At 42.8% G+C, this 26,269-nt stretch carries 20 protein-coding genes and 1 tRNA gene; 4 read left to right on the top strand and 17 right to left on the bottom strand.

Annotated elements, in window-relative coordinates:
• The 3 genes from FD12_RS03005 to trpS all read right to left on the bottom strand — a co-directional run bounded on the left by FD12_RS03005 (nucleotide 1) and on the right by trpS (nucleotide 3,303).
• Nucleotides 1-1,248 carry a hydroxymethylglutaryl-CoA reductase, degradative gene (locus FD12_RS03005; RefSeq protein ID WP_056981610.1) on the bottom strand — a complete coding sequence of 416 codons (1,248 nt, stop codon included), beginning with the start codon at nucleotides 1,246-1,248 and terminating at the stop codon, nucleotides 1-3.
• A gap of 64 nt (nucleotides 1,249-1,312) precedes the next feature.
• Nucleotides 1,313-2,254, bottom strand: coding sequence for a Ppx/GppA family phosphatase (locus FD12_RS03000; RefSeq protein ID WP_056981608.1), 942 nt, complete (start codon nucleotides 2,252-2,254; stop codon nucleotides 1,313-1,315).
• Nucleotides 2,255-2,277: 23 nt separating this feature from the next.
• Nucleotides 2,278-3,303, bottom strand: coding sequence for a tryptophan--tRNA ligase (gene trpS / locus FD12_RS02995; protein ID WP_420843357.1), 1,026 nt, complete (start codon nucleotides 3,301-3,303; stop codon nucleotides 2,278-2,280).
• Between the two features lie 360 nt (nucleotides 3,304-3,663).
• Here trpS and helD point away from each other — a divergent pair, with 360 nt between their 5' ends.
• Entirely contained in the window at nucleotides 3,664-5,970 is a 2,307-nt protein-coding gene (helD, locus tag FD12_RS02990) for an RNA polymerase recycling motor HelD (protein WP_056981604.1), read from the top strand.
• A 256-nt stretch (nucleotides 5,971-6,226) separates the two neighbouring features.
• Here the strand turns inward: helD and FD12_RS02985 are convergent, their stop codons facing one another.
• Genes FD12_RS02985 through FD12_RS02975 form a run of 3 tightly spaced genes read right to left on the bottom strand, consistent with a single transcriptional unit; the run spans nucleotide 6,227 to nucleotide 10,057 of the window.
• Entirely contained in the window at nucleotides 6,227-7,558 is a 1,332-nt protein-coding gene (locus FD12_RS02985) for a dihydrolipoyl dehydrogenase family protein (protein WP_056981602.1), read from the bottom strand.
• A 14-nt stretch (nucleotides 7,559-7,572) separates the two neighbouring features.
• Nucleotides 7,573-8,535: an ABC transporter ATP-binding protein gene (locus FD12_RS02980; RefSeq protein WP_056981600.1), complete on the bottom strand. Its 963-nt coding sequence runs from the start codon at nucleotides 8,533-8,535 to the stop codon at nucleotides 7,573-7,575.
• A gap of 4 nt (nucleotides 8,536-8,539) precedes the next feature.
• Nucleotides 8,540-10,057 (bottom strand): ABC transporter permease/substrate-binding protein, encoded by a 1,518-nt coding sequence (locus FD12_RS02975; protein ID WP_056981598.1) that lies wholly within the window; start codon nucleotides 10,055-10,057, stop codon nucleotides 8,540-8,542.
• A gap of 109 nt (nucleotides 10,058-10,166) precedes the next feature.
• Between FD12_RS02975 and FD12_RS02970 the strand changes: the two genes are divergently transcribed.
• Together FD12_RS02970 and FD12_RS02965 are read left to right on the top strand one after the other, a co-directional pair.
• Nucleotides 10,167-11,141: a polyprenyl synthetase family protein gene (locus FD12_RS02970; protein ID WP_054747276.1), complete on the top strand. Its 975-nt coding sequence runs from the start codon at nucleotides 10,167-10,169 to the stop codon at nucleotides 11,139-11,141.
• A gap of 20 nt (nucleotides 11,142-11,161) precedes the next feature.
• Nucleotides 11,162-11,719, top strand: coding sequence for an RBBP9/YdeN family alpha/beta hydrolase (locus FD12_RS02965; protein ID WP_054747291.1), 558 nt, complete (start codon nucleotides 11,162-11,164; stop codon nucleotides 11,717-11,719).
• Nucleotides 11,720-12,036: 317 nt separating this feature from the next.
• Here the strand turns inward: FD12_RS02965 and FD12_RS02960 are convergent, their stop codons facing one another.
• The 5 genes from FD12_RS02960 to FD12_RS02940 all read right to left on the bottom strand — a co-directional run bounded on the left by FD12_RS02960 (nucleotide 12,037) and on the right by FD12_RS02940 (nucleotide 19,058).
• Nucleotides 12,037-12,741: an SGNH/GDSL hydrolase family protein gene (locus FD12_RS02960; protein ID WP_054747277.1), complete on the bottom strand. Its 705-nt coding sequence runs from the start codon at nucleotides 12,739-12,741 to the stop codon at nucleotides 12,037-12,039.
• A gap of 178 nt (nucleotides 12,742-12,919) precedes the next feature.
• Nucleotides 12,920-14,659: a thiol reductant ABC exporter subunit CydC gene (gene cydC / locus FD12_RS02955; protein ID WP_056981596.1), complete on the bottom strand. Its 1,740-nt coding sequence runs from the start codon at nucleotides 14,657-14,659 to the stop codon at nucleotides 12,920-12,922.
• Entirely contained in the window at nucleotides 14,656-16,386 is a 1,731-nt protein-coding gene (gene cydD / locus FD12_RS02950) for a thiol reductant ABC exporter subunit CydD (RefSeq protein WP_056981595.1), read from the bottom strand. The genes cydC and cydD overlap by 4 nt, the downstream gene beginning before the upstream one ends.
• A 214-nt stretch (nucleotides 16,387-16,600) precedes the next feature.
• Complete coding sequence (gene cydB, locus FD12_RS02945; protein WP_054747279.1) at nucleotides 16,601-17,614, bottom strand: cytochrome d ubiquinol oxidase subunit II; 1,014 nt, start codon at nucleotides 17,612-17,614, stop codon at nucleotides 16,601-16,603.
• Nucleotides 17,607-19,058, bottom strand: a complete 1,452-nt coding sequence (locus FD12_RS02940) for a cytochrome ubiquinol oxidase subunit I (RefSeq protein WP_056981593.1) — start codon at nucleotides 19,056-19,058, stop codon at nucleotides 17,607-17,609. Before FD12_RS02940 ends, cydB begins: the two co-directional genes overlap by 8 nt.
• A gap of 345 nt (nucleotides 19,059-19,403) precedes the next feature.
• Between FD12_RS02940 and FD12_RS02935 the strand changes: the two genes are divergently transcribed.
• Nucleotides 19,404-21,029, top strand: a complete 1,626-nt coding sequence (locus FD12_RS02935; protein WP_054747281.1) for an NAD(P)/FAD-dependent oxidoreductase — start codon at nucleotides 19,404-19,406, stop codon at nucleotides 21,027-21,029.
• A 219-nt stretch (nucleotides 21,030-21,248) separates the two neighbouring features.
• On the opposite strand, the gene FD12_RS02930 is transcribed toward FD12_RS02935, so the two are convergent.
• The 6 genes from FD12_RS02930 to FD12_RS02905 form a co-directional block, all read right to left on the bottom strand.
• Nucleotides 21,249-22,019, bottom strand: a complete 771-nt coding sequence (locus FD12_RS02930) for an ABC transporter ATP-binding protein (RefSeq protein WP_054747283.1) — start codon at nucleotides 22,017-22,019, stop codon at nucleotides 21,249-21,251.
• Nucleotides 21,994-22,962, bottom strand: a complete 969-nt coding sequence (locus FD12_RS02925) for a FecCD family ABC transporter permease (protein ID WP_054747285.1) — start codon at nucleotides 22,960-22,962, stop codon at nucleotides 21,994-21,996. The genes FD12_RS02930 and FD12_RS02925 overlap by 26 nt, the downstream gene beginning before the upstream one ends.
• Nucleotides 22,959-23,864, bottom strand: coding sequence for a heme ABC transporter substrate-binding protein IsdE (gene isdE / locus FD12_RS02920; protein ID WP_056981591.1), 906 nt, complete (start codon nucleotides 23,862-23,864; stop codon nucleotides 22,959-22,961). The genes FD12_RS02925 and isdE overlap by 4 nt, the downstream gene beginning before the upstream one ends.
• A 12-nt stretch (nucleotides 23,865-23,876) precedes the next feature.
• The gene (locus tag FD12_RS02915) at nucleotides 23,877-24,695 is read right to left on the bottom strand and encodes an NEAT domain-containing protein (protein WP_056981589.1); all 819 of its coding nucleotides are present in this window, start codon (nucleotides 24,693-24,695) and stop codon (nucleotides 23,877-23,879) included.
• Nucleotides 24,679-25,851: an NEAT domain-containing protein gene (locus FD12_RS02910; protein WP_082622147.1), complete on the bottom strand. Its 1,173-nt coding sequence runs from the start codon at nucleotides 25,849-25,851 to the stop codon at nucleotides 24,679-24,681. The genes FD12_RS02915 and FD12_RS02910 overlap by 17 nt, the downstream gene beginning before the upstream one ends.
• A gap of 216 nt (nucleotides 25,852-26,067) precedes the next feature.
• Nucleotides 26,068-26,140 (bottom strand) — tRNA-Thr (locus FD12_RS02905).
• Nucleotides 26,141-26,269 lie beyond the last annotated feature (129 nt).

Below are 26,269 nucleotides of genomic sequence, written 5' to 3'. Positions count from 1 at the left end.
TTATCTCCTTAACTGTCTTAAAATTTGTTTCACATCGGTTGAATCTGGCTGCTTCATTTTTTTGAGTCGATCGACCACTACTGGGAGTTCTTCTCTAGTCGCACCATTGGCCATCGCTAAAGAGTTAAGTTGAAGATTCATGTGCCCCTTCTGGATCCCGTCAGTAACCAACGCTTTTAAAGCCGCTAAATTCTGGGCGAGCCCGACTGCGGCAATCACTTTCATTTCTTCACGTACATTGGTGACTTGGGCAATCTGCTGGTTGATTTTAGCCAGCGGCAATACCTTTGTTGCTCCACCAACGTAACCGATTGGCATTGGGATCGTCAAGTGCCCCGCCAGGCCAGTGGCTGAAACCGACCATTGGCTGAGGCCACGATAATGACCATCTTTGGCAGCATATGAATGGGCGGCACTCTCCACGGCCCGCCAATCATTGCCAAACGCAATCACGGCGGCGTCAATTCCGTTCATGATGCCTTTATTGTGAGTCGCAGCTCGGTAATGATCAATTTCAGCAATCCGACTGGCATCAGCGATTCGTTTAGCCACGGTTTCACCTGACATTGATTGGGTTTCTAATGCAGAAAAAGGAACGGTTCCATTCACTTGAACGATCCGCTCAGCCTCAAAATTTGTCAGAATGGCCATTGTAACGGTTACCGCTAACTTTTGCTGCAACCAAGCAGCAACCGCCTCCAACATGGTATTAATCGTGTTGGCACCCATTGCTTCACCGGGATCGACGGCTAAATCCACGGAAGTAAAGTGCTCGTCCAGCTTTCTAACGCCAACCTTTTGAGCGCCGCCCCCATACTGTAGAATGTGGGGGTGACTACCGTTTGCAACGGCGAATAGCTCAGGTCGATGTTGATCAACGAATTGTGTCAGTTTAGCAAGTGGGAAATCTTTGATGACAATTTGGCCGCCAATGAGATGACTGAGAACTTCTGCTTTAATGCCGGTCCCGCTTGCCAACAGTTTACTGCCATTGCTCGCCGCCGCGATCACTGACGGTTCTTCCGTTACCATTGGGACTAAATGTTCTTGGCCGTTGACCTTCAAATTAGTCACAACGCCTTCTGGAAGTGGATAATCTGTAAGAAAGTTTTCAATCAAATTTCGGGAAACTGTTGAGTCATTGCCCAGCTTGTTTAGTTGATCGGCTGACAGCCCCACTTCCTTAGCAATTAAATCAAGTCGTTGCTGGTATGTTTTCTTGTAAAAATGATCCCATTTTGTCTTCATCATATCACCATAGATTCTCAAAAGGCATAAAAAGCTGGTCAAGAAAACTCTCGACGCCAGCCTTTTATTTGTCCAATTGGACATTATAATTTTTTTCGACGTACTCAGTAATAATGCCCTCGCGAACACCGCTCTCAGAAAATAATACTTTTTTGGCATCCACGCGATCCATTAGCACAATGAGTGGCAATAAACCGCCGACAATAATGTCAGCGCGGTCATTTTCCAAGCCTTGGATTTGTCTCCGTTGATTCACATTTCCGCGCAATAAGTTCAGATAAGTCCGGTTAACCTGTTCTGCCGTCAAATGATAGCCATGAATCGCATCAATTCGCGTCATGTGCTGCCGTTTGCGATTAATTCTTGCCAGGGTGCGGTTCGCCCCGCCAAGTAGCACTAACGGTTGATGGTAGGAACGGCTCAACCATTTAATTTTGGCATAGAGCTTGCGAATATTAAACTGCGCGTTAAATAAATTCGCCCCTGAAATTGCATCTTCCAGATGATAACGTTCTGTGAGGTTAACGGCTCCAATTGGGATACTCGTCAGATTTTTACTTTGGCCATGACTGACCCGGATCAGTTCACAACTGGCCCCACCAATGTCTAAAATAAGGCAATTTTCGGCGCCCAATCGATTAATCACCCCGAGGTAATCGTAGTAGGCTTCCTCTGTCCCAGACAGGACTTGAAGCTTAATGCCAATCCGTTGTTGGACATCCTTCAAAAAGACATCCTGATTCTTGGCTTGCCGAACAGCGGCCGTCGCAATTCCAATGACCTTTTTTGCATTGTACTTAAGATAAATCCGTTTGAAATCTGCTAACGATTTAATCGTGCGTTCCATCGCGTCCTTCTGAAGGATCTTAGCTTTACCCATCCCTTCAGATAGCCGGCTGTCACTTTTGATCCGTTTAATCTCGCGGTAGGAACCATCATTAGAAATTTGGTTAATCGCCATTCTGACGGAATTGGAACCAATATCCAAAATTACCAGGTTTTCCATTTCGGCCACCCTTTCTGGATATTTTAATCAAAATAATTGATTCCAATAGCGTCACGAACCTCTTTAAGCGTTTGGTTAGCGACCTCATTTGCATGCTCGCTGCCCTTTTTAAGAATGTCATAAACGCCCGCTTCATCTTTGGCGTACTGATTACGACGTTCTCTGATTGGCTTCAATTCTGCTTGGAGCACTTCGTTGAGATAACGTTTAATTTTAACGTCGCCCAAGCCACCATGACTATATTGTTCCTTTAATTCGGCAACTTTTTTCTTATCCGGATCAAAAATATCCAAGTAAGTAAAGACCGTGTTGCCTTCAACTTGGCCGGGATCTTCGACGTGAATATGGTTGGGATCCGTGTACATCGACATAATTTTCTTTTGAATCGTATCTTCGTCATCTGATAAGTAAATGGCATTGCCAAGTGACTTACTCATCTTGGCGTTCCCATCCAAGCCAGGAATTCGACCCATGCCCTTTGGTGGGAAGTAACCCTCTGGTTCAACCAAAATGTCTTCTTTATAAATCGAATTAAATGAGCGGACAATTTCGCGGGTCTGTTCCAACATGGGCTCTTGGTCATCACCCACCGGAACAGTCGTTGCTTTAAAGGCCGTAATGTCAGCAGCTTGGCTAATTGGATACATCGCAAAGCCAACTGGCACACTTTGACCAAAGTTCTTCTGTTTGATTTCATTCTTGACAGTTGGATTGCGATTTAATCTGGAAACCGTCACTAAATTAGAATAATGTTGGGTTAATTCTGGTAAAGCCGGGATCTGAGACTGAACTAAAATCGTTGACTTTTTAGGGTCAATGCCGACGGCCAAATAATCCAATGCCACTTGAATCAAACTGTGCCGAATTTTTTCGGGATCGCGGGCATTATCAGTCAACGCCTGCATATCAGCAATCATGATGAACGTTTCATAATCACCTGAGTTTTGTAATTCCACTCGGTTCTTCAATGAACCAACGTAATGACCAATATGTAATTTACCAGTTGGCCGATCACCTGTTAAAATAATTTTCTTTGCCAAATTTCTCATCCTTTCAAAAAACGCCCTATTGAATTAACAATAGGACGCTTAAACGTGGTACCACCTAAATTGCAGCCACTGTCTGGCCACCTCTTTAGACGATACGGGCGTCACCCTTTTAATTTCCAATTCGATTCATCATAGCCGCTTTCAGCATCTACAGCCTCTCTGTTTGAGATAAATCTACTGACTTGTTTATAACAGGTTAATTTTACTGATAAATTGGCGAAAAGTAAAGGCTTGTTAAATAGATAATTATCTCCATTAATTCTTTAAGCCGCTTGGATTGACAGGAGGCCAAAATCAATCTAAAATTGTGCAAGCGTTTAGTTAAAGATGAATTAGGTAACCGACGAATGGAGGCCTCTCTTGGAAAACGACGAACAAGCAAAAGAACAGCAACGAGTGGATCAAGTCGTTTCAAAAATTGATCAAAAGATTTTAACGACCAAACAAGAGTACGACCGCGCCCACTCAGAAACAAAGCGGGTCCAACGGGACTATTCCGATAACACTTCGGTTAACTACTTTGAAGTTGATGATCGGATCGAAACCAGTGCCGAATTACAACAACAACGGGGCCTGGTTTCCCGATTGACAGAAAACGAAAGTATCCTCAAAACCCAATTATCAACTCTCCATGACTTGAAAAAATCACCCTATTTTGGTCGAATTGATATCCAAGACGATGATGAACCGGATGAAGAACAACTTTACATCGGGATCGCCTCATTTGAAAACGCCGATGGTGAATTTCTCGTGTATGATTGGCGGGCACCCATTTCCAGTATTTACTATAATGGTACTTTAGGCAGAGTTGCTTACGAAACGCCAATGGGCGAACAGGAAACGACGTTGAAGAAAAAGCGCCAATTTCAGATTGTCAACGGTAAAATCCGCAATATGTTTGATACCAATGAGACTGTTGGCGATGAAATGCTCCAATCGGCATTAGGGGCTCAAAATGACGACTACATGCAGAATATTGTTGCCACCATTCAGCATGAACAAAACGACATCATCCGGGACACCAAGAGCAACTTACTGGTTGTTCAAGGCGTTGCCGGATCGGGTAAGACCTCTGCAATTCTTCAACGAATTGCGTTTTTACTCTATCACAGCCGCGACACTTTAGAAGCTGATCAAATTATTTTATTCTCACCAAATAAGCTGTTCAGTCACTATATCTCAGAAGTCCTTCCCAGTTTGGGAGAACGGAATATGCGTCAAGTTACCTTTGACGAATTTATCGATAATCGATTAAAAGGCTTAAATGTTCAAAGTCTGTTTGAACGTTATGAAACTGATGGTCAACTAACCACCCAGCAGCGAAACATTCGCAACTTTAAGGAATCCGCAAAGTTCATGGATGAAGCTAAAGAATATTGTGATCATTTATCCGCTAGTCACATTTACTTCAGTGACATTATTTTTAACGAAGCGGTCTTCTTCAGTAAGCGAGAAATCCGCTCAATTTTTGATAGTTTCCCAAAAGCTGCCAAAGTTTCTGAGCGTTATTTACAAACTAAGAACGAGTTAATCAAGCGGCTCAAACGCCGGATTAACAAAGAAACCCAAGAAGACTGGGTCAATGATGAAATTGATCAATTAAGTGACGAGAAGTATCACGATTTGCTGGCAGGAAAATCATTGGGCGAATTCCAGAACGAAGATGACGAACGGTTCTTCATCGCTCAAAAGATTGTCACTGACCGATTGCGGGTTGTTTACGATGCCATTTTCAATGATAATTTTTTGGACGCTTACCTCCAATATGCTGACTTTCTTGCGACGGTTGCCTTGCCGCAGAATATCCAGCAGCCCAAATGGCAACAAGCTATCGATGAATTTAATGATGCCATCGAGTTCCATTCAATTAAGTTGGATGATTGCGCCCCATTGTTGTACATGCGCGATTATATTTGTAACAGCGGCCAGAATAATACCATGAAATATTTATTTGTTGATGAAATGCAGGACTATTCCATTGCCCAATTAAAGTATCTTCGTTACGCATTTCCTCAAACAAAGTGGACTTTGCTGGGTGACAGCGAACAAGCCTTGTTTAAAGACGTCGAACAGCCGGAAGAAATCCTGCAGTATTTGAATGCCGCATTTAAAGTGCGCAATTCGCGATTGATCAGTTTGATGCGGTCATACAGATCGACATTTCCGATTACCACGTTTGCTAAATCAATTTTGCCAAATGGCGACAATATCGAGGCGTTTAATCGGGATGGCGACATTCCTGAACTGGTACTTGCTGCGGATTTCAAGGATGCTGTCAGCCAAGTCATCAAGACTGTTAACAATCAACGAGAAAAATACGGAACAGTCGCTATTTTGACAAAGAATATGCGGGAAGCTAAACAGGTATACGATCAAATTCACAGTCAAACCAATGCCACCCTTTTAAAGGATGCCGACAGAACTTTACCCAAAGGTGTCCTAGTGCTGCCGATTTACCTCGCAAAGGGCTTGGAATTTGATTCGGTGATTGCCTGGGATACCTCTGAGAAAAATTATCCTGATGCATCTTTATTAGGCACCCTTTACACCATTATCACCAGAGCAATGCACCACTTAACCCTGATCAGTATCGACAATGTAACACCGCTGATTTCGGACGAAACCTTGCACAACAGTCAAATTAAGATTGAACGAACAATTGGGTGAAAGCTCTAAATCATCCCACACATTAGTTTTACGCCCATCAATCAAAAATGAAAACCACCTCCAAAGTCGTGTGATAGCATGACTTTGGAGGTGCTTTTTTAATGGGCCAGATTGTCCCTTAAATAACACGAACCTGATGAATATTGCTGATGATAGAGTGATGATATCTCATAATCACGGCCAAGATTAATCATAAATTAACCGCTGTACAAATGAACGTTCCTTCAATTCCAAAACTCAGATGCTTGGTGCACAACTACACTAAGTAGGTCACATCACTTGCCAACGATGGATAAGCCAAGATTTCCTTGTTAAAATCATCAATCTTCATGCGCTGATCAATCATGAGTGTAAAAATATTGATTAAATAGTCTGCATGATTGCTTAATACCGTTGCACCGACCACTGTACCATTTTCTCTGTCCACAACCACTTTAGCTTTGGCCAAGGGTTCATTCAACCGATGATAGCTATACCAACCAGTCATATCGTTACTGATCAACAAATAGTGATCGTCACCATTTGCAATGCTCGAAGGCAGGCCGACCCGCGCGAGTGACGGTTGCCCAAACACCAGCGTTGGAATTGATTTAAAAGTAATCTGATCTCGACTTCCAGCAAAGTAATCCGCTAGGTAACCGGCCTCGTAACCTGCAACCGGAGTTAACTTAGGGCGCTTGGTGCTGACCACATCCCCCATTGCAAAAATCTTGTCATTAGTCGTTTGCAAATAATCATTCACTTTAACACCGTGGTCATCATAATCAACGCCGACTTGGTCTAAACCAATCGTATCAATGTTTGGAATCCGCCCCGATGTACAAAATACCATATCGGTTGGGAGCTTAAAGTTATCCTCACCCGAAAGGACATATTGCTCACCTATCTTGGCAATTTGCGTAACGGACTTATTCAGTTGAACATCAATGCCTTCATCTTCAAGATGACCGATAACTTCTTTTACCAACTGAGGATCGAATTGTTTTAAGGGATGATCATTATGATGAATTAAATGGACCTTGGCTCCGGCAGCATGAGCAATTCCCGCTAATTCAAAGCCAATGTAGCCACCGCCAATGAACGTCACGTCTTTTGGCATTTCGTTTAAGTTGAGGAAATCGGTGCTTGTTTTAAAATATTCTTTGCCCGGAATATCCAATCGGCGTGGTCGCTGGCCGGTTGCAATCACATAGTTATCAGCTTCAAGTAAATGATCACCGGCTTGCAACTGACCTTCTTGATTAAATTGTCCCGACTCATGGAAGGTATCAATCCCATCGGCCTCTAACGAGTGCTGAGTCGCATGCGAAATGGGATCGGTATATTGGCGCTTGTGCCGCATCAAGTCCGGCCAGTTAACCTCAACATGGCCAGAAATCCCATTCCCCTGCATATCGGCAACCGTCTGGGTCACCTCTAACCCCGCAAGTAAAATTTTCTTGGGATCACATCCCCGGTTCGGGCAAGTCCCACCAAATAAATTATTTTCTACAACCGCAACCGTCTTTTTCTGGCGCCGTAATGCATGCGCTAATGAACCACCGGCAACCCCACCGCCGAGGATCACAACATCATATTTTTCAACCATCAGAATCTCTCCTCTCAAATTGTACTCAAGAAACGAATGATACTCTCATTATCAAAATACCCCACAGTTTTACCACGTCCATCGATAATCCGAACTAACGGTGCAGAAGCTAATAACCTCAATACTTCTTTTAAGTTTGACGTTTTCTCAATGCTTGGAGCCGATCGAGCCTGGTCATCATTTCGCTGGGTAACCATAAAGCCTGCCTCGATCACCTGATTGACGAGAATTTTATTTAGGTCCGAGTATCGATTATGACTGAAAAAGTCAGCCACAAACTCATTTGCAGGATTATTGGTAATATCTTTGGGCGTATCGACTTGTAGCAGGCGCCCATTCTTCATAATGCCAATCCGATCACCTAGCTTTAACGCTTCATCCATATCATGAGTGACAAAGACGATGGTATTTTGATATTTGGTATGTAACTTCAAAATTAATTTCTGCAAGGACTCTCTGGCGAGCGGATCCAATGCGCTGAATGGTTCGTCCATCAAAATAATCGGTGGTTTCCCCGCCAGTGCCCGGATAATCCCGACTCGCTGCTGCTGGCCGCCAGAAAGTTCGCTGGGCATCCGATTCCGAAAATCATTATCCAAGCCAACTTCTGCCAACAGATTATCGACCATTGCACGCACTTGGCGACTCGCAACATGCTGCATGTCCGGCACCACAGAAACGTTTTTGGCAACCGTCATGGTGGGAAACAGAGCGATTTGTTGCAAGACATAACCGATTTTCCAACGTAAATCAGTCAATGAATAATCATCAACCGACTTGCCGGCAACCGTGATGGTGCCAGAACTTTTCTCCAGAAGGCGATTAATCATTTTTAAAGTGGTTGTCTTACCAGAACCCGAACTGCCGACGAGCACAAATAATTCTCCTGGCATAATCCTCAGGTTAAGATCTTTGATGACAGGCTTGCCGTCAAATTTTTTAAAAACGTTCTTAAATTCAATCAAAGGTTCAACCATCAAATCACTCCTTTATCAAATGATGCTTGACCAAATAATGACGAGCCACGCTGGCGGGGGATTGATCTAACACGTTCACTTCATAGTTCATCTGCTGAATCTGTTTCTCAGAAATTTTGCCGGCCAGCTTGTTCAAACTGCTGACGACTTGAGGATGTTTCTTGGCAAACTCTTGAGTCATCAACGGCGCCCCCTGATAGATCGGAAAAACATGCTTGTTATCTTTCAGGACCGTCAAATGATATTGACGTAATTCACTGTCCGTCGAGTAACAATCGATCAGGTTAATCTGATTGTCGTGAATCGCCCGGTATCTTAATTCCGGCTCCATCCCTTTCACTGGGAACTTAATGTGATACCGGCGTTCGACCAATTTCAAGCCATCTCTTCGATCCATAAATTCCATGCTCATCCCGGCTTTTAATTTCCCTTGAACATTTTGTAAATCTTCGATGGTCTTTAGATGATATCGCTGGGCAAATGAGTCCTTAACGGCAATACCATAAGTATTGTTATAGGCCATTGGTTTCAAATAAGTCATCTGATCTTGTTGAGCCAACTGCTGCTTTCCCAAATGATAAATGGCAGCTGGGGTCTTCGGCGTGACCGACGAGTGCGTCAGCGTCTCCAACACCGTCCCGGTAAACTCAGGATAAATATTGATTTGATTGCTCTTTAACGCACTAAATAAAAAGCTCGTCTTGCCAAAGTTGGGTTTGAGTTCAACGTCCAGCCTTGGATCTTTTGCTGTGATTAAATCCTTGTACATATTAATCAAGATTTCGGGTTCTGCCCCTAACTTACCTGCAATGACGACTTTTTGATTGAGTTGTGAAACGGCCGTGTAGCCAGCAAAGCCGCCACCAATGACTACAATTGTGCCAATTAGGATCACCACATTTCGGAATTTCATCTTTTGCAAAATTGTAATGAAATAAGACATCACAATCGCTAATAAGGCAGCAGAAATTGCACCAATCAGAATCAGGCTGGTATTGTTGCGGTCAATTCCCAGCAAAATAAAGTTACCAAGCCCACCTGCACCAATCAAGGCAGCAAGGGTTGCGGTGCCGATAATCATCACCATCGAGGTACGAATTCCTGAAATGATAATTGGCATTGCCATTGGCAGCTCAACTCGAAATAATTTTCGGGAAGGTGACATCCCCATGGCATCGGCGGCCTCTTCTGTCGACGGATCAATCTCAGTAAGGCCAACATATGTATTTTGAAAAATCGGCAGCAAGGCGTACACCACCAATGCAATGATAGCCGGAACGGTCCCGATCCCAACAAACGGAATTAACAATCCCAATAAAGCTAAGGATGGAATTGTCTGCAGCACACCGGTCAGCTGCAGGATTACCTGAGCTACCTTAGGATACCGGCGAACCCAAATGGCGACTGGGATTGCAATGATGACGGCAATTAACAACGCCCAAAATGAAATGGCCAGATGCTGACCGAGTGCTTGGACTAAAGCAGCTTTTCGATCTATGAAGGTTTGGACAAAATCGTGCAATTCTTTCACTCCTTAAATTCAAACTTGGCGCGTTGTTCAATTGACAACTGCCCGTTGAATTTGTATCTTAGATGTTGTAGTTAAAATTCGTTAAAGATTGAGGTATCTCATGGTTCATCAACTCTGGCGTCAATTCCCACAAATTCAAACAAAATTAACTGATTTGCAGCCTTACTTGTTAACAGCAGTCAGTCTCAATAACCAACCCATTCATCATAAAGTTTTACAATTGCTTAAAGCAAGTGGAAAGCTTCTGCGGCCTGGATTTTTCTATCTATTTTCTGAGTTTGGTCAGCCAACCGATCCCAATACGCTACGATCTGGTGCTGCCGCTCTTGAACTGCTTCATGTGGCGACCCTGATTCACGATGATGTGATTGACCAATCTCCAATTCGCAGAGGGGTTGCCACCGTTCACACTGAATTCGGTCAAAAAAATGCCATCTACGCTGGAGACTATCTATTTACATGTTACTTCACCGAGGTCTTAAAGGCTACGCAAGATCCAAAAAATATGCAACGCCATGTTGAGGCCATGCAAACTATTTTGAACGGTGAACTGGATCAAATGAGCTATAATTATAATCCGAAAATGAGCGAAGCCGATTATTTTCATGAAATCACCGGTAAAACAGCGGAGCTATTCAAATTAAGTTTCCAACAGGGAGCAATTTTGACCAACGCACCGACTAAGCTTGTGACACTCGGCGGCGAGATTGGCTTAAAGATTGGCCAGGCCTACCAAATTCTGGATGACGTTTTAGATTATCAAGGTAACACAAAGAAGACCCGCAAGCCAGTTTTGGAAGATCTTCAATCCGGCGTCTATACCCTACCACTCATTTTAGCCAATCAACAAACCAAAGCGCTGAAGCCACTACTGGCAAAGAAGCAGCAGCTACTCCCCCCAGACATCTCAGAAATCCAACGCATCGTGATTGAATCTGGCGGCGTGGCAAAGTCGCTTGAGATTGCTCATCAGTTGACATCAGAGGCGTTAGACCTGATTTCTCAACTGCCCGATCAACAAGCCAAAGTTGACTTGAAAGCTCTAACCCAATTGCTTCTCTCAAGAGATCAATAATCGTGAATTCAGGTGAAATTATGGCAGAATCGACTGTATATATGTTCCATGGTTACACGTCATTTGCGGCGGACCACTGGTTTCCATGGCTTGAAGCTCAAGTTGAAGAAAACTTGAAAATCCCATTTAAGAAACTGAATTTTCCAGATTCTTACCATCCCACAGTTTCCGCATGGAATAACTATTGTGATCAAACCATCGATCCCCATGATGGGATAACGTTGGTTGGTCATAGTTTGGGCTGTATTCAAGTACTGCATTACTTGGAAGCCCACGATATTCATCATATCAACGTTCTGTTAGTTTCTGGATTTGATGAACCCATTTGGACAATTCCGGAACTAGACAGCTTCACTGAGCATCCAGTCGACTATTCCAACGTCCTTCCAAAGATTCGAAAAGTCACCGTCATTTCTGCAATGGATGACCCAAGCGTTCCTTATCAGTACACCCTAACAATGGCCCGCCATTTACACGCCAAATACGTGTTAGTTCCCCATGGGCATCATTTTACTGATTTGGGTGACGATAAAACCTTGCCAATCGCATTCGAAGAATTGGCAAAGCTCGTTGAATAACCAACATATGTCATTAATTGTATCCGAACCCGCTACAAGACTTGGAGGAAACTGCAATTCTTGCCATTGAAAAGAGATTGAGATAATAGGCGTTTTGATCCCAGAATTTAATGAAAAGAACCAACTATTCCTGATTTGGAATAGTTGGTTCTTTTCATTAAATTCTGGGATCAGCCGTTTGGAACAGCTTTTATCTAAGTGGCTACAGCGATCCAAACGAACAATCACTGATTGGAAATTAATATATGCCCAATCTTTTTTGGCTTAAATTCTGGGATCAATTCGCCTTTCGTCGCAATCTCGAACTTTTTGAAACATCAATTCAAGACATCTGAAATTTTCTTCACCAATTCGCGGGTATAGTAACGAGCTCCAGTTAAATCAACATGAACTCGGTCACTGGCAAACCAACCAGAATGACCTTTACTGGCTTTATACCAATTGACCACGTGTACATTGGCATGTTTTTGAGCATTCTTAGCAATTAGCCGGTTGGTTGTTGCTTGCCAATGACGGGGGACTCTTGTATTAATCCAAAAGATCTGCCGTTTTTTGCCAACCGTTTTCAGGACCGAATTGATATCTGCCTGAGTTGGCGGTCCATTTGTTCCTAAGTTGATGACAATATATTTGCCCAGATGACCATGCGCTTTGAGGTTCCGAACAATTTTAGGCAATGAATAAAATTGGCGGCCAACTGACCCACTCACAGCACTATGGCGGAAAGCTTGCTTAATATTGGGCTTGACATCCAACATCACGGAGTCCCCAATGGCGGTGATCGGGGTTTTCGATGCTGTTCTGGTCTGCAACTTCGTCAATTTGTACTTGCTGGCAACCTTCTTTTCACGTTTGGTTAAGTGAATGCTCGGACTCCTTTTCGTGCGGGTATTGGCAGAAGCGTCGGTGTCTGTTGAGTGACTGGGTGCAGTAGCCGTCATAAGCGTGAGGATACTTAAAGCAATGATCCCCGCAATGCCGACGATCAAATAACGACTGAATAAGTGAGACTGTTTTTGCATGTTAACTCCTTTAATGATAATCCAGTAGAATTCGAACTATGAACCATCATACAGGAAATACCGAATTTCGCAAGCTGCGCCTTAACCCCATTCAGAACAATGGTTGTAGCCAGATTGAAAGCCAGTTTAAAATGGCTATAATCAACGGCTCAATTTCAACTACTCTGGGCAAGACGCTTTACTTTCCTCTATCCAAATCATACAACTGCCTGAACCTTGGCTCCTGCTGATACAGTTCCTGAGGGGTTCCCTGCATATCAAAGTGGCCATTTTCCAAGAATCGTACTTGATCCACGTGGGCAATTCCTGCCAAATGGTGAGTAACCCAAATAATCGTTTTATTGTGGAGCAAGTCAAACACTTGATCCAATAACTTTTTCTCGGTAATCGGGTCCAAACTGACTGTTGGTTCATCCAAGATGATAATTGGCGCATCCTGCAGCAAAATTCTTGCCAAGGACAACCGTTGTCGTTCACCACCTGAGAATCGTTTACCAGTTTCTTGAACTTCAGTATTATACTGATCTGGGAGCGATTCAATCAGATCTTTTAACCCAACCGCAGCAATCGCGTCTTTGATTTCATCATCCGTTGCATTTGTATTACCCAATCGAACGTTATTCATAACAGTTGTATCAAACAAGTATGGTTGCTGGTCCAGGATACCAAATAACGAGGAACGAACTTTCTGCAAAGATGAAACGTCCTTACCATTAGCCAAAATTTGACCATCGTTAGGAATCAAATCCCCAACCAGTAACTTCAGGAAGGTACTTTTCCCCGTTCCACTAGGTCCTAGTAAAGCAACCTTTTCACCGGGATGGATCGTCATTGAAATGTCGTTGACGATGTTTCGATCACCATCTGGATATTTAAAAGTAACATTGGCAATTTTTAATTCTTTGAAATGACCTTCCAACTGATTCTGGTCGACCTTTGCAGGTTGATCTCTATCGAGTTGGTTGACCCGCTCAATTGAACGTCGATAAACCGGCCACTCCGAAAGTCCCTGACTCATATTGAGGAATGGTGAAACTGCAGGGAAAATGGCCAACGCAAACGCCGCAACCCAGTTTGCCAACGATTTAGTCGCAGTGAACGAGTTGGCTGCCCAGATCAATAGCGTAATGGTCGTTAACAAGACGACAAATTGGACAAAGAACGAGCGCCACCACTGGAAATAATGGTCTTTTTTGCGCAGTTGGGCAATTTGTTTGATGGGCTTTTTCTGTAAATTGATGAAGTCATCATATCTGCCAGAAATTAGCCAGTCACCCAATCCGAGCACTTCATCCGTTAAGTTTGTATAGAATTCATGTTGAATCTGATGTTGTCGATACTCGCGAACGCCGTTGGTTGCCACAGAGGCAAGGGGCAGCACAATTACGATAATCCCCAGTAACAGCAGCATCAATAAGCCAACGACCCAATTCAGTGAGCCAACCCCAATGACGATGAACAAGTATAACAGCCAGCCAATCACCATTGGAAAAACGGTTCTCAAATAAAGATTTTCAATATGATCAATATCATCTGCCAGAATACTCAAAATATCGCCGGTCTGATGGGATCGTTGAATTGCCGAAGCTTTGCGCTCGACTGTTTGATACAGTTTCTTTCTAAAATCAGAGACAATTTTGAGAACCCAATTGTGACTCGTCAGCCGCTCAATGTACCTAAACGTTGGTCTGGCGATTCCAAATGCCCTGGCCAAAACAACGGGTACATAAATATAAATGATGCTTGAAGGCTGTCTGGCGGCCTCACTAATCAGGTAGCCGGAGTTAAACATCAACGCACCACCAGAGAAGAAGGTCATAAATCCTAGAAACAGAACCAAAATTAATAGGCCCTTATACTTTCTCAGATAAGGCATTACCCAAGTATCGTGGGCAAACGTTTCTCTTAATCCTTTCATAGGTCGGACGCCTCCATTTCTGAACGTAATTTGACATAGTCGCCGTTCTTCTGAGCAAGTTCAGCGGGCGTTCCCTGTTCGACCAATTTGCCGTGATCCATGACGAGCACGTAATCCATTTCACCAATCCAATGAAGCCGATGGGTTGCGAAGAATACCAAGTGGTCACTGAAGACTGGCAGGATATCTTTTTTTAATGCAGCTTCAGTTTCAATATCCAAATGAGCAGTGGGTTCATCAAACAGTAAAACCTTCCGATCAGTATCCAAGAATGCCCGTGCAAGCGCAATTCGTTGGGCCTGACCACCGCTGACTGTTCGAGCCCCTTCACCAATCATGGTATCAAGTCCGGCAGGCAATCTTTTTATCCATTCAGTCAAACCAGCTCGCTGGGCAGCATCCTCAATCGACTGTTTTGACGCATTATCCACATAAAACGAAATATTATCCGCTAAGGTTGCGTGGAACAAATAAGGATTCTGTGGGATATATAAGAAATTTTTCTGCCATGCCGCCTGATCCAAATGGGGTAACTTGTGGCCGTCAATGGCAACTTGATCCGGCTTATCAGGAGATAGGAATCCCCCAATTAAATTAATCAACGTCGATTTCCCAGAACCCGAGGCACCAATGATGCCAATCTTTTGCATCCCTTTGATCGTCACCGAAATATTTTTTAATGCCGGTTGGGTCGTTTCAGGATAGGTAAAGTTGACGTGATCCAATGTGAGCATGGAGTCTTGATTCCACTTGAAATCAGGTAATTCATCCCGTTGTTTCATTTCAGGTTGATGCAGCACATCCAGAACGGCTGACATCGCATTTTTTCCATTCAGGGTTGCGTGATAGTCATTGGCAAAGTTACGAATTGGCAAGAAGTATTCCGGCGCCAGCACCAAAATTGTCAACGCTGGCAACAGCATGACCTTGCCATCCAGCAAATCAAACCCAAGGAAAACAGCAACGACCGCGATAGATAACGTTGTGAAAAAATCCAAAGCAAACGTTGAGGTCAACGCAATTCTTAGCGTGGACATGGTTTCAGTTCGATAAGATTCACTAACTGAATAGACATTATTGGCGTATCGTTTTGAGAGGCCCAACTGCTTCAGAGTTGAAAGCCCCCGCAACGTATCAACAAAGTGATTTGACAAATGCTGATAACCTTCATATTGACGATCTGCCTTGCTTTGGGCAGCTAAGCCTAAAATCACCATAAATAAAATAATAACTGGAAAAATGATGAATAGAAAAAGTGCTTGTTCCCAGCGAATAAATAAAATATAAATCAAAATTAACCATGGTGTGATCGACATGTCCAACATCTTGATAATAACGAGCATCAAGTAAGTTTGAACTTGGTCGATTCCTTCCAAAGCCATTGTGACGATGTTTCCAGTCCCCCGTTTGTCAATTTCTGCCGGGCCTAACCGAAAAATCTTTGCCATCAGGCTTTCGCGCATGTCACCACTTGTTTTTTCAACAAATGGAAATAGCACCCGGTTCTGCCACACCGTCAATAAATGGCGACATAAAAAAGCGACCGTAAAAATACTCGTCGGCAAAATGATCGAACCGATTGGCATGAGGTTCCACAAATTAACAATTGCAATCGACAAATATCTGGCTTGAACAATAATTGCAATCGCTTGCAGAAAAACTAGAATTCCAAGAATGATGACGTATCGTCTCATCCCTGGCAAATTAAATAAGCGTTTATCAATCAAAACTTCACTCCCCCTACTCATTCATACTGCCTTTAGTATAGTTAAAAATTGATCACAATGATATACATAATCAACGGAATTTGGGGAAATGGCGATCTCATTTACTTCAATAAGTCACTTTCTTACCCCTCAACTAAATAACAGGTTGCAGTACGCAAAAACCGCACCACAACCTGTTATTTAGTTGATGTTCAAATCTTACTTGTCACACACTTTATTGTTCTGCAGCCCTCGGTGACTTCAAGCGCTTATAGAATACCCAATAGCTCCAAATAAAGTAAATCAGAACAATTGGCAAAATCGTAAACGTTAAAATTGTCATCAGGTGCAACGTGTATGGAGAACTTGATGCATTTTTAATTAAGATTGAGTTTGCACTGTTATTAGCAATCATAACTCGTGGGAATAATCCATTGAAAATCAGGACAACCACACTGATAAGTGACAGCCCACTGGCGATGAATGATGCCCAGTCGTGCTTTGCTTGAGCGCCCCACCATGCAGCCAAGGTAAAAATAACCAAAGCAATCAAGATGGACCATGTTGATACTGGCTTCTTGGTAAAGAAATCAGTAGTCAAGTAAAGCAGGATGACAAAGACAACTTCACCAGCTAGTAAGACCGGATAGAGAATCTTACTCCACTTTTGAGCCCGATCACGAAGTTCACCGGTTGTCTTCAATCGCAGGAAGTTCAAGCCATGGATGAAGCACAGCAATGAAACTGCAACCCCACCAACTAATGAGAACCAATTGACATAATCAGTGAAACTACCAAAGATATTACCATTAGCATCAATCGGCATTCCTTGAATCATGCTGACAAACATCATTCCAAAGAGGAACGCTGCACAGAAACTGCCAATTGAAGCTGCCCATTCCCAGAAGTTTCGCCAAGTATCCGTTTGCATATTAGCGCGAAATTCAAACGAAACCCCTCGGAAGATCAAGGCAACCAAAATCAGGAACAACACCAGATAATAACCGGAGAATAGTGATGCATACCACATCGGGAACGATGCAAACATCGCACCACCAGCAGTAATCAGCCAAACTTCGTTACCATCCCAATGAGGTCCAATTGTTTGAATCACGACATCCCGTTCATCACGATTCTTTGCGAAGAATCGAACAGCCATTCCAATCCCGAAATCAAATCCTTCCAGGAAGAAGAATCCACTGAACAGGACACCAATCAACAGAAACCAAAGTAATTGCAGATTAGTCATTATGAGCCGCCCCCATTTCATAAGGATCTACTTTGGAAGTCTTTTCAGGCTTGGATGAATAGCCATCAGTCGTCACAGAATCTGGTCCTTGCTTGAGGACTCGATGACTCAAGATAATCATAACTGCTCCAAGTGATGCGAATATCAAGAAGTAAACGATGTTCGTAAACATGAGGCTTGCGACGGTAGAAGTTGGCGATACGGCATCCGCAATTGTTAACAACCCATAGACAACCCAAGGGTAACGACCAAATTCAGTGATGAACCAGCCACAGGTGTTAACAATAAATGGTAACCATACCATGAGTCCCATTACATACAAGAACCAGCGTTGCCTCATAATGCTTTGAGACTTCTTACGATTGAACCATAAGCCGATAATTGCCACTAAGCCAAACAAGCCAGCGGAAATGGCCATGATTCTGAAGCTCCAGAACAAGGTTCGTGTTGGTACATAGTAGTTACGAGTTTCCCCGTTCTTGTTATACTTAGCCTTTAATTCTTTGTTGACTTGTTCTTGGCCCTTAAAGGTACCATTCAAACTGTGATGGCCCAAAATATTGAGCACATAAGGGATTTCAATTGACCAAGTCTTTTGATGACCCTTAGTCCCTTGTGCGAGTGACCAATCACCTTTTTCAGTAGAATTCTTATAAATTCCTTCCATTGCGGCAAACTTCATTGGTTGATTATTAATCAAGTAACGAGTTTGCGTATCACCGGACCATACAGAACCCATGCAGGCCAGCAAACCGATAATTAATGAAACCTTCATTGATTTGCGGTAGAAGTTCTCGTGATCCTTCTTTAACAGTCGCCATGCTGAACAGCCGGCAACCACAAATGCAGCCGTTAAGAACGCGCCAAAGATAACGTGTGGAAATTCATTCCATAGTTGACGGTTCATGATAACAGCTGAAAAACTGGTCATTTCAACTTTGTGCTGAGCAGCGTTCATCGCATACCCAACCGGATTCTGCATAAAACTGTTGGCAGCTAAAATCCAAAGTGCGGATAAAGTTGACCCAAATGCAGTTAACCAGATAAACAGACAGTGAATCGTTTTGTTAAAGCGATCCCAAGTAAACATCCAAAGACCAATGAACGTCGACTCCAAGAAGAAAGCAGCCAACGCTTCAATGGCTAATGGCGCACCAAAGATATCACCCATAAACCGTGAATAATCAGACCAGTTCATCCCAAACTGGAATTCTTGGATAATACCAGTTACAACCCCCACGGCAAAACTATACAGGAAAATCTTCCCCCAAAATTTTGCCATGTTTTTGTAGACTTCATCTTTCTTAATAACGTAGACCGTTTCCATAATTGCAACGATAAAAGCTAAACCAATCGAAAACGGAACGAAGAAGAAATGGAAGACCGTGGTCATCGCGAACTGGAAACGTGATAACCATAACATCGAAAGTCCAATACTTAACATTATTATATCCCCCCTTGCAAAAGACTAATGAGTTCTCCTCACATAACTTCATTGTATATAGAAATGACTAAACATTCAAACTTTAGTATCATTTAATTATCATTAATAGCTTATAAATTATCAATACAGTAAGTATTATGTAACTATTTTTTAGAAAGCGCCATCTAATTGATTAAATCAACGTTTTAAATCTGAATAGTCAATCTCAATTTAAAATTGGAATGGCTTTCATTAGACAATTCGAGCCAGCCCTCTTATACTGATAGTGATAAGAAACGTTTATGCTATCATTCATTCTTTGTATATTTTAGTAATCTTATCAGTTTTAAGGGGGAGGAATATTTCATGACAAAGAATATCGTTGTTATTGGCGCTGGCTTTGCTGGTGTTTATGCCACAAAGAAACTCGCCAAACATTTTAAGAGTAACCAAGATGTTAAGATCACGTTGATCGACAAGCATTCATTCTTTACCTATTTAACGCGACTTCATGAAGTTGCAACTGACCGGGTTAATCCCAACAGCGTTCGGTACGATTTGCAACGAATTTTTCACAAGCAAAAGAATGTCAAACTGATCACCGACGAGGTTACTTCTGTCGATAAAGAAAACAAGTTAGTTAATTGTAAGAATGGCACCTATCCTTTCGACAGCTTACTCATTAGCTTAGGTGGTGAACCTAACGACTTTGGCACTGCTGGGGTTAAGGAGAATGGCTTTACGCTTTGGTCAATCGAAGATGCAATGCGGTTGAGAACCCACATCAAAGAAACCATTGCGAAAGGGGCAATTGAACGAGATCCTCGTAAGCGACAATCTCTGCTAACGATTGTCGTCTGTGGCTCTGGTTTTACTGGTGCCGAAACTGTTGGTGAGTTGATTGACTATAAGAAAGTACTTGCTAAAGAAAACAAGATCGATCCAAGCGAAATCAAGATTATTTTGGTTGAAGCTGCTCCAACGATTATTAACATGCTTGATCGAACTAACGCGGGCCACGCAGAAGCCTACTTGAAGAAAAACAACGTTGATATCCGCCCTTCATCAATGATTGTCAGTGTTAATAAGGATAGTGTTGATATTAAGGATCAGGATTCTATTTCAACCAACACACTTATCTGGACCGCTGGTGTTAAGACGAGTTCAATTACTGACAGTTTCGGAATTGATGCCGGTCACGGTGGCCGATTAATCACCAACCAATATTTGCAAGCTAAAGGGTTTGAAGACAGCAGTATCTACGTTGCTGGTGATGATGCCGCTGCGACTGAACAGGGCGCTGAACGAGCTGTTCCGCAAACCGCTCAAGAAGCTGAAAATGAAGCGGTTGTCACCTCAACTAATATCGCGGCAGATATTGACGGTAACCATAATTACATGGAATTCCATGATAAGAACATGGGCTTTACGGTATCATTTGGTGGCCACTATGGCATTGCTCAAGTATTTGGTGGCAAGCGTGTCAGAGGTTGGCTTGCAACCATCATGAAGCACGGTTCCAACTTGCTTTATTTCTGGCGAATTCGTTCTGGATACTTTATGTTCAATTACATTCTCGACGAGTTCTTTAGGGTAAACGATAATCGAACGGTGTTTGGAGCCAATACTGCTCGGAGGAGTAACGTTCTTTGGAGTGTCCCATTGCGATTGTTCTTTGGGCTTGCTTTGATGATTGACGGCATTAGCGCTCATTATCTCATTACTGGAAGCGGTGGCTTGGCAATGTTTGAGGCCATTCTTGGTTGTTTAATCTTCTTTGGGTTGTTCACTTGGATTGCCAACCTCGCCGTCATTATCTTATTCTTTGCAGCAATGATGTCTTGGCCAACAACTTGGATTCTATTTGTTGCCATTGCCTTAATGAATGGATCCGGTCGATCATTTGGATTAGATTACTGGTGCGTTCCGTGGTTACAAAAAGTTTTGGGCAAATCTCAATATGGAATTCCGAAATCACTTTACACCAAGTAATCTGATACTTTTCGAATCGGATAAGTTAGGAGCAAGTTACGACTTTGATTTCTAAATTGGAGCAGCCTGAACATGCTGAGAACAGTTGGTACTCCAATTTCAAATAAAACTAAAATAGCGTCACCATTCTGAAATGAATGATGGTGCTATTTTTTTAGCTTAATAATCTAATAAGATCGATAAACCATTCCCCTGGCGATCGATTGATTTCCATTCAGATCAAAACTTGGAATCAGGAATTTCAGCGATATAGCGGCCATATTCCGGTACCTCAATAATTTGAATATTGGTATTAAATACCGAACTAAGCAACTGCCGATCGTAACAATTAGCCGGTCTGTCATTGGCTACTAATTGACCATCTTTTATCAGCCATAATTCATCACTCAACCTAAAGGCTTGATTAACATCATGGAGAATCAACACAATCGTCATATCTGAATCACGATGGAGCTGGTTTAAAATCGCCATTAGCTCACTTTGATAATGAATATCCAAATAAGTCGTTGGCTCGTCCAACAACAAGTAATCCGGTTGCTGCGCTAAGGCTGAAGCTAACCAGACTCGTTGTTGCTGCCCACCAGACAGGGAAGTAATTGACCGTTTTGCCAACTTAGTGAGATGAGCCTGTTTGAGATACTTGACAACTTCTTCATCGCTAATCACATCAAGTAATTTATGATAGGCTAAACGCCCCGTTTTAATCACATCGATCACGTTCATATCGTCATAGATGACGTTCTGTTGGGCAACGATTGCGATTTGAGTAGCCAACTGTTTATGAGAATAGTCGGTTACTGAACGATGATTCAAGAGTACTTCCCCACTAGTCGGCTTCAAAATTCCGGCCAGTAATTTTAAGATAGTGGACTTACCAGAACCATTTGGACCAATGATCGAAATGATTTTCCCTGATGGGATCCTTGCAGAAATCCGGTGCAAGACCGGGGCATGGGCGGGATAATTAAAACTGACTTGATTGAATTCCATTAAGCATCTTCCTCTGCAACATCCATATTAAGAATGGGCCGCCAACAACAGTCATCAACACGGCAGCGGACAATTCACTTGGCAAGACAATCAAGCGGCCAACCGTATCAATCACCAGCAGCAACCAGGCTCCGAGCAGCATCGACATTGGAATCAACGTTGTATAATCATTGCCAACGAGAAATCGAGCCAGATTGGGGACGACAATCCCAACAAAAGGAATCGTTCCCACGACTGATGTGACCCCCGCGGATAAATAGACCGTAATGAGTAGCAATGAAAGTCGCATAAACTGCGCTGAGACTCCCTTGGTTTGCAACTGTTCACCCGCAAGCTTTAAATAATTGGCCCACGGAGAAATCACCACGGCAACGAACATTCCGCTAACTCCGAGGATTAACAGACCCACTGAATTTGTCCAGGTAATCCCGTTAAACGATCCACTGGCTTGGCCGACCCCATTCGAGAACAATTGTTGAAAGCCGGAAAACGTTAGCATTAAAGCAACACCAACAATGATCAGCCGATAAGGACTGGTAAGAATTGTTCGGTTAGTCAGAATCAGCAAAGCAATTCCCCCACCAATGAGTGAATAGAGAAATTTACCACCAATAAAAGTTGGCAGTAGCAAACTTCCAACCGTTACAACCAGTTCCCCGGCACTCGTGACGCCAAGAATGCTGGGATCTGCCAAATGGTTTCGAAAAGCAGCTTGACTAAGCGCCCCAGCAACGGCCAACATTGCCCCACACAACAAACTGGCAAAAATTCTTGGGGCGCGAATGTCAAATAAAACAGTGTATTGCGTCGCATTTTTATTCGCAAATGATTGAATCACTTGCCCGAACGGTATAAAGGTCACGCCAAGCATCAATGCAACTACAATTGAAATTAATAACAAACAGATAATAACCAGGTACCAAAATTTTTCTGATTTACTCATCGTTTTGAATCACTTCCAGATGCAGGATAAAGCCAATTAGAGATAATTTTGAGCGCTTGGGCAGCCCGCATATTCGCGGTCGCATCAAAATTAGGCTCTTCAAGATTATAGACTCGGTGATGCTTAACTGCGGCCGTTGTTGCCCACATTGGGTCCTGTTTAAATTCCGTATTAAACTGGGGCACAACGATTTGGGGCAAGGCATGAGCCAGTCTCAAAATGACTTGGGGGTTGGCTCGCTTGATTGCTTCATCGTTTGGCTGAATAAATTCCTGGGTCTTGGAAGCAAAAACATTATTACCACCAGCAATTGTCACCAAATTACCAACATATGATCGATTGGTGGCAATTAGATAGGAAGCCCCTGGCAACCCCATTAAGATAAGAACTCGAGGATGCTTAGCATGTCGATTGGCAACCATCTTAACAGCTCGTTCGGTCTTGGTAATCTGGCTAATCGCTGCTTTCGCCTGAGATCGACGTTGATAAGTCTTTCCCATCGCCCAGATTGTCTGCTTTAGCTTTGCCACGCTGGTTAAATCCAAAAAATGTGGTTGAATATGACGTTGCTTAAATGCCTTACCAAATTGATCTCTCAACGTTGTGACCGAATAGACGGCCGTTGGTTTTAAAGAAGCAATCTTTTCGACGCTTGGATTCATGGGATTGCCAACTCGAGCAACATGCTCATAGCGGTCTGGAATCTTGTTTTGAGTGGTGGGTACCCCAACTAATGGCAGCTTTAGCTTATCAGCAATTTGAACCACTGCAAAGGTTGTTGCAACGATTCGAGGCTTTCGATTCGTATTTGCATTTCCATTCCTAATGAATAGCCCACAAAGGATGCCGATAATCAGAACGATTCCCAGTACTATGACAGCAATTTTCCTTGAACCTTTCATTCAACTAGCCCCCTAATGTCTCAGATAAATCCAAGCACCAGTAGAAATTGCGGCAACGACGACAACCCCACCAACAATCCAGCGGCCGTCATTAGCTGACTGATGTCCCGACTTTGCTTTATTTGGTGTCGTTTTATTAGTGCTGGATGCAGTCGCCGGTTGACTAGACTGATTTGATTTCGGCTTTTTAGCGGTGACTTTTTTCTTCGGATCCTTTTTAGTCTTCGTTTTGGAAGGCTGCTTATCCGTTGAGGCATTTATTGACGATGCTTTCGTCGGAGTGGTTTTCATTTGGGCAACTGCCGGTTTTGAATGGGAACTTTGGCTTGCTTTTGTTGGCATCGTTGAATTGGTGACGGCAGCAGCGTGATGTTTTTTCTGATTAACCTTCAGGCTTGGTAAGTTCGCAGAATTAAATTTAAAAGTAATCAAATGATGAGCTTTGTAAACTTTGGGAACATCAATTGCCAATTTAGCATTAATTCGTTTTTTGAGATTCGTTGTATAAAACGAATAGTACAAATGAGAATTACCAGCAGCGTCCTTTATTTTTCGGACATTTTTCGGCCGCTGACCGTCTACCCAATCGACCTTAACGGGAAAGGCAGATAAGCTTTTGGCCGTCTTGATTTGCATCGTAACATAATATTCGTGATTGCGAACGATAACCGTTGCTGGGCGAACAAAGTAGCCAGTCGCCATAGAATTTTGATTAGTCCCATACTTTAACGAGCGATATGAAATTGATTGAGCGTTGACACTGGTAGGTAATGCCGCCAGGAATCCAATAAACAATAGGATTGATAGTCCAATTTTAGTTAGCACTTTCATTGACAACCCTCCCACCAGCAATTTGCTGGTTTAAGGACCCAATTGTGCCATCTTTATGGCTGGCTTTAGGTGCATGCTGACTGAATTTAAATCGAATTGGGAATGTTTGGCTGATCTTCATATAAGGAACGGTTACGTGAATTGAGCCTTTAATGAGATGCGCGAGAGTTTTGAATGATGAAACATTAAAGGAATAAATCATTGTGTAGTTTTTACTTGTCATACCATATTTAACAGTTGAAGATTTAACCTTTCGATTGTTAATGGTAACTGGTCGGACGGCTTTACTTCCCAACTTTAAATTTTTAGCGTAACTGACTTCAAGTTGAACATTATAGTGTTTACTTATTTTACGAATAATTGCTTTTCTGGTATAGTACTTGTTTGCCATTGAAGTATGCATCGATGTTCCCTTTAGAACAACATAGCTACGGGTCGTTGTTGGCACTTTCGCTTTCTTGATGGTGGCCGAATGGGTAGATGACTTAGCAATTGGTGATTTAGTGGTTGAAACATCAGTCGTTGAGTTGTCATTCTTGGCTGCTGTTGTCTGATTGACAGAGGAGGTGGTTGTGGTCGTTGCTGCAGTACCAGTTGGTGCTGTCACAACTACTGATTGGCCATCAGCTGGAACAGATGGAACAGATGGTGTGTTTGGAACCGGAGCAGATGTCTTAACCGCTTTTTCCCAGCTGAACAAGAATTGTGCTGATTGGGTCATATTACTGGTTTGATTTCCTTTTCCGTCTGGAATTGGCAGATCTATTAGGTTAAAGGTAACCGGCGTATAATCATCTGGATTACTTACCGAAAAAGTTAATGTCCCGTCAATGCCATTCGCACCAGTGGTTGCCGTTGGCTTGACAGTTTGGCCAGCAACTATCATTGCCCCAATATACTTTGCCCCTGTTGTATTAAGGGTTATCGTATAGTTCCCACTGTTAACGTTAACTGCAGCTGTTTGATCAAAAAAACCATTTGCCATGGACACATCCGTTTTACTGCCCTCCTTGATAACCGTTACTGGGACATTGTACGTTCCATCATCTAGGTTTGCAGTGGCAGCCTGAACAGACGACGTAAAAAGCAGCCCCATCACAGTGAATACGTTTACAAAAAATAACACTTTAAAAAAGCGCAAAAAAATAGCTTTCATCTTAATCCCCCCAGATTAATAAGTTTTGTAAGTAGTTTTGCTTACACACACAGTTTACCATCTGCAAAAAAATAGAAAATAGCAAAACGAAAAAAAGTTGATATATCAGTGTGGTATAAAGACTAATCTCGAACTGTCAGATTTGAAATGGGGTGTCCATTGTGCTTTCATCTACTCATTGAAAAGTAGCAAATATTAAACGGAATGTCTCAAATAAGCCGTTTCCGGGATTTGAACCCGGGACCTCTTCCTTACCATGGAAACGCTCTACCTTCTGAGCTAAAACGGCAAATAATTATCACAATAACAATGATGATAACAAAAAAGCCTCCGATAGTAAATGCTATCAGAGACTCAAGTTAGCGTGGCAACGTCCTACCCTCGCAGGGGGCGATCCCCCAACTACTCTCGGCGTGCA

The organism is Lentilactobacillus rapi DSM 19907 = JCM 15042 (genome assembly GCF_001436255.1).
In the GTDB taxonomy this organism is placed as follows: domain Bacteria; phylum Bacillota; class Bacilli; order Lactobacillales; family Lactobacillaceae; genus Lentilactobacillus; species Lentilactobacillus rapi.
This window is presented reverse-complemented; position numbering and strand designations above follow the sequence as displayed.

Coding starts and splice junctions, on each gene's coding strand:
- FD12_RS02965 (WP_054747291.1), top strand. CDS start 11,162: ATGGCAGAATCGACTGTATATATGTTCCATGGTTACACGTCATTTGCG.
- isdE (WP_056981591.1), bottom strand. CDS start 23,864: ATGAAAGGTTCAAGGAAAATTGCTGTCATAGTACTGGGAATCGTTCTG.
- FD12_RS02940 (WP_056981593.1), bottom strand. CDS start 19,058: ATGTTAAGTATTGGACTTTCGATGTTATGGTTATCACGTTTCCAGTTC.
- FD12_RS03000 (WP_056981608.1), bottom strand. CDS start 2,254: ATGGAAAACCTGGTAATTTTGGATATTGGTTCCAATTCCGTCAGAATG.
- FD12_RS02910 (WP_082622147.1), bottom strand. CDS start 25,851: ATGAAAGCTATTTTTTTGCGCTTTTTTAAAGTGTTATTTTTTGTAAAC.
- cydC (WP_056981596.1), bottom strand. CDS start 14,659: ATGAAAGGATTAAGAGAAACGTTTGCCCACGATACTTGGGTAATGCCT.
- FD12_RS02915 (WP_056981589.1), bottom strand. CDS start 24,695: ATGAAAGTGCTAACTAAAATTGGACTATCAATCCTATTGTTTATTGGA.
- FD12_RS02935 (WP_054747281.1), top strand. CDS start 19,404: ATGACAAAGAATATCGTTGTTATTGGCGCTGGCTTTGCTGGTGTTTAT.
- FD12_RS02985 (WP_056981602.1), bottom strand. CDS start 7,558: ATGGTTGAAAAATATGATGTTGTGATCCTCGGCGGTGGGGTTGCCGGT.
- cydB (WP_054747279.1), bottom strand. CDS start 17,614: ATGACTAATCTGCAATTACTTTGGTTTCTGTTGATTGGTGTCCTGTTC.
- FD12_RS03005 (WP_056981610.1), bottom strand. CDS start 1,248: ATGAAGACAAAATGGGATCATTTTTACAAGAAAACATACCAGCAACGA.
- FD12_RS02970 (WP_054747276.1), top strand. CDS start 10,167: ATGGTTCATCAACTCTGGCGTCAATTCCCACAAATTCAAACAAAATTA.
- FD12_RS02925 (WP_054747285.1), bottom strand. CDS start 22,962: ATGAGTAAATCAGAAAAATTTTGGTACCTGGTTATTATCTGTTTGTTA.
- FD12_RS02930 (WP_054747283.1), bottom strand. CDS start 22,019: ATGGAATTCAATCAAGTCAGTTTTAATTATCCCGCCCATGCCCCGGTC.
- FD12_RS02960 (WP_054747277.1), bottom strand. CDS start 12,741: ATGCAAAAACAGTCTCACTTATTCAGTCGTTATTTGATCGTCGGCATT.
- FD12_RS02980 (WP_056981600.1), bottom strand. CDS start 8,535: ATGGTTGAACCTTTGATTGAATTTAAGAACGTTTTTAAAAAATTTGAC.
- trpS (WP_420843357.1), bottom strand. CDS start 3,303: ATGAGAAATTTGGCAAAGAAAATTATTTTAACAGGTGATCGGCCAACT.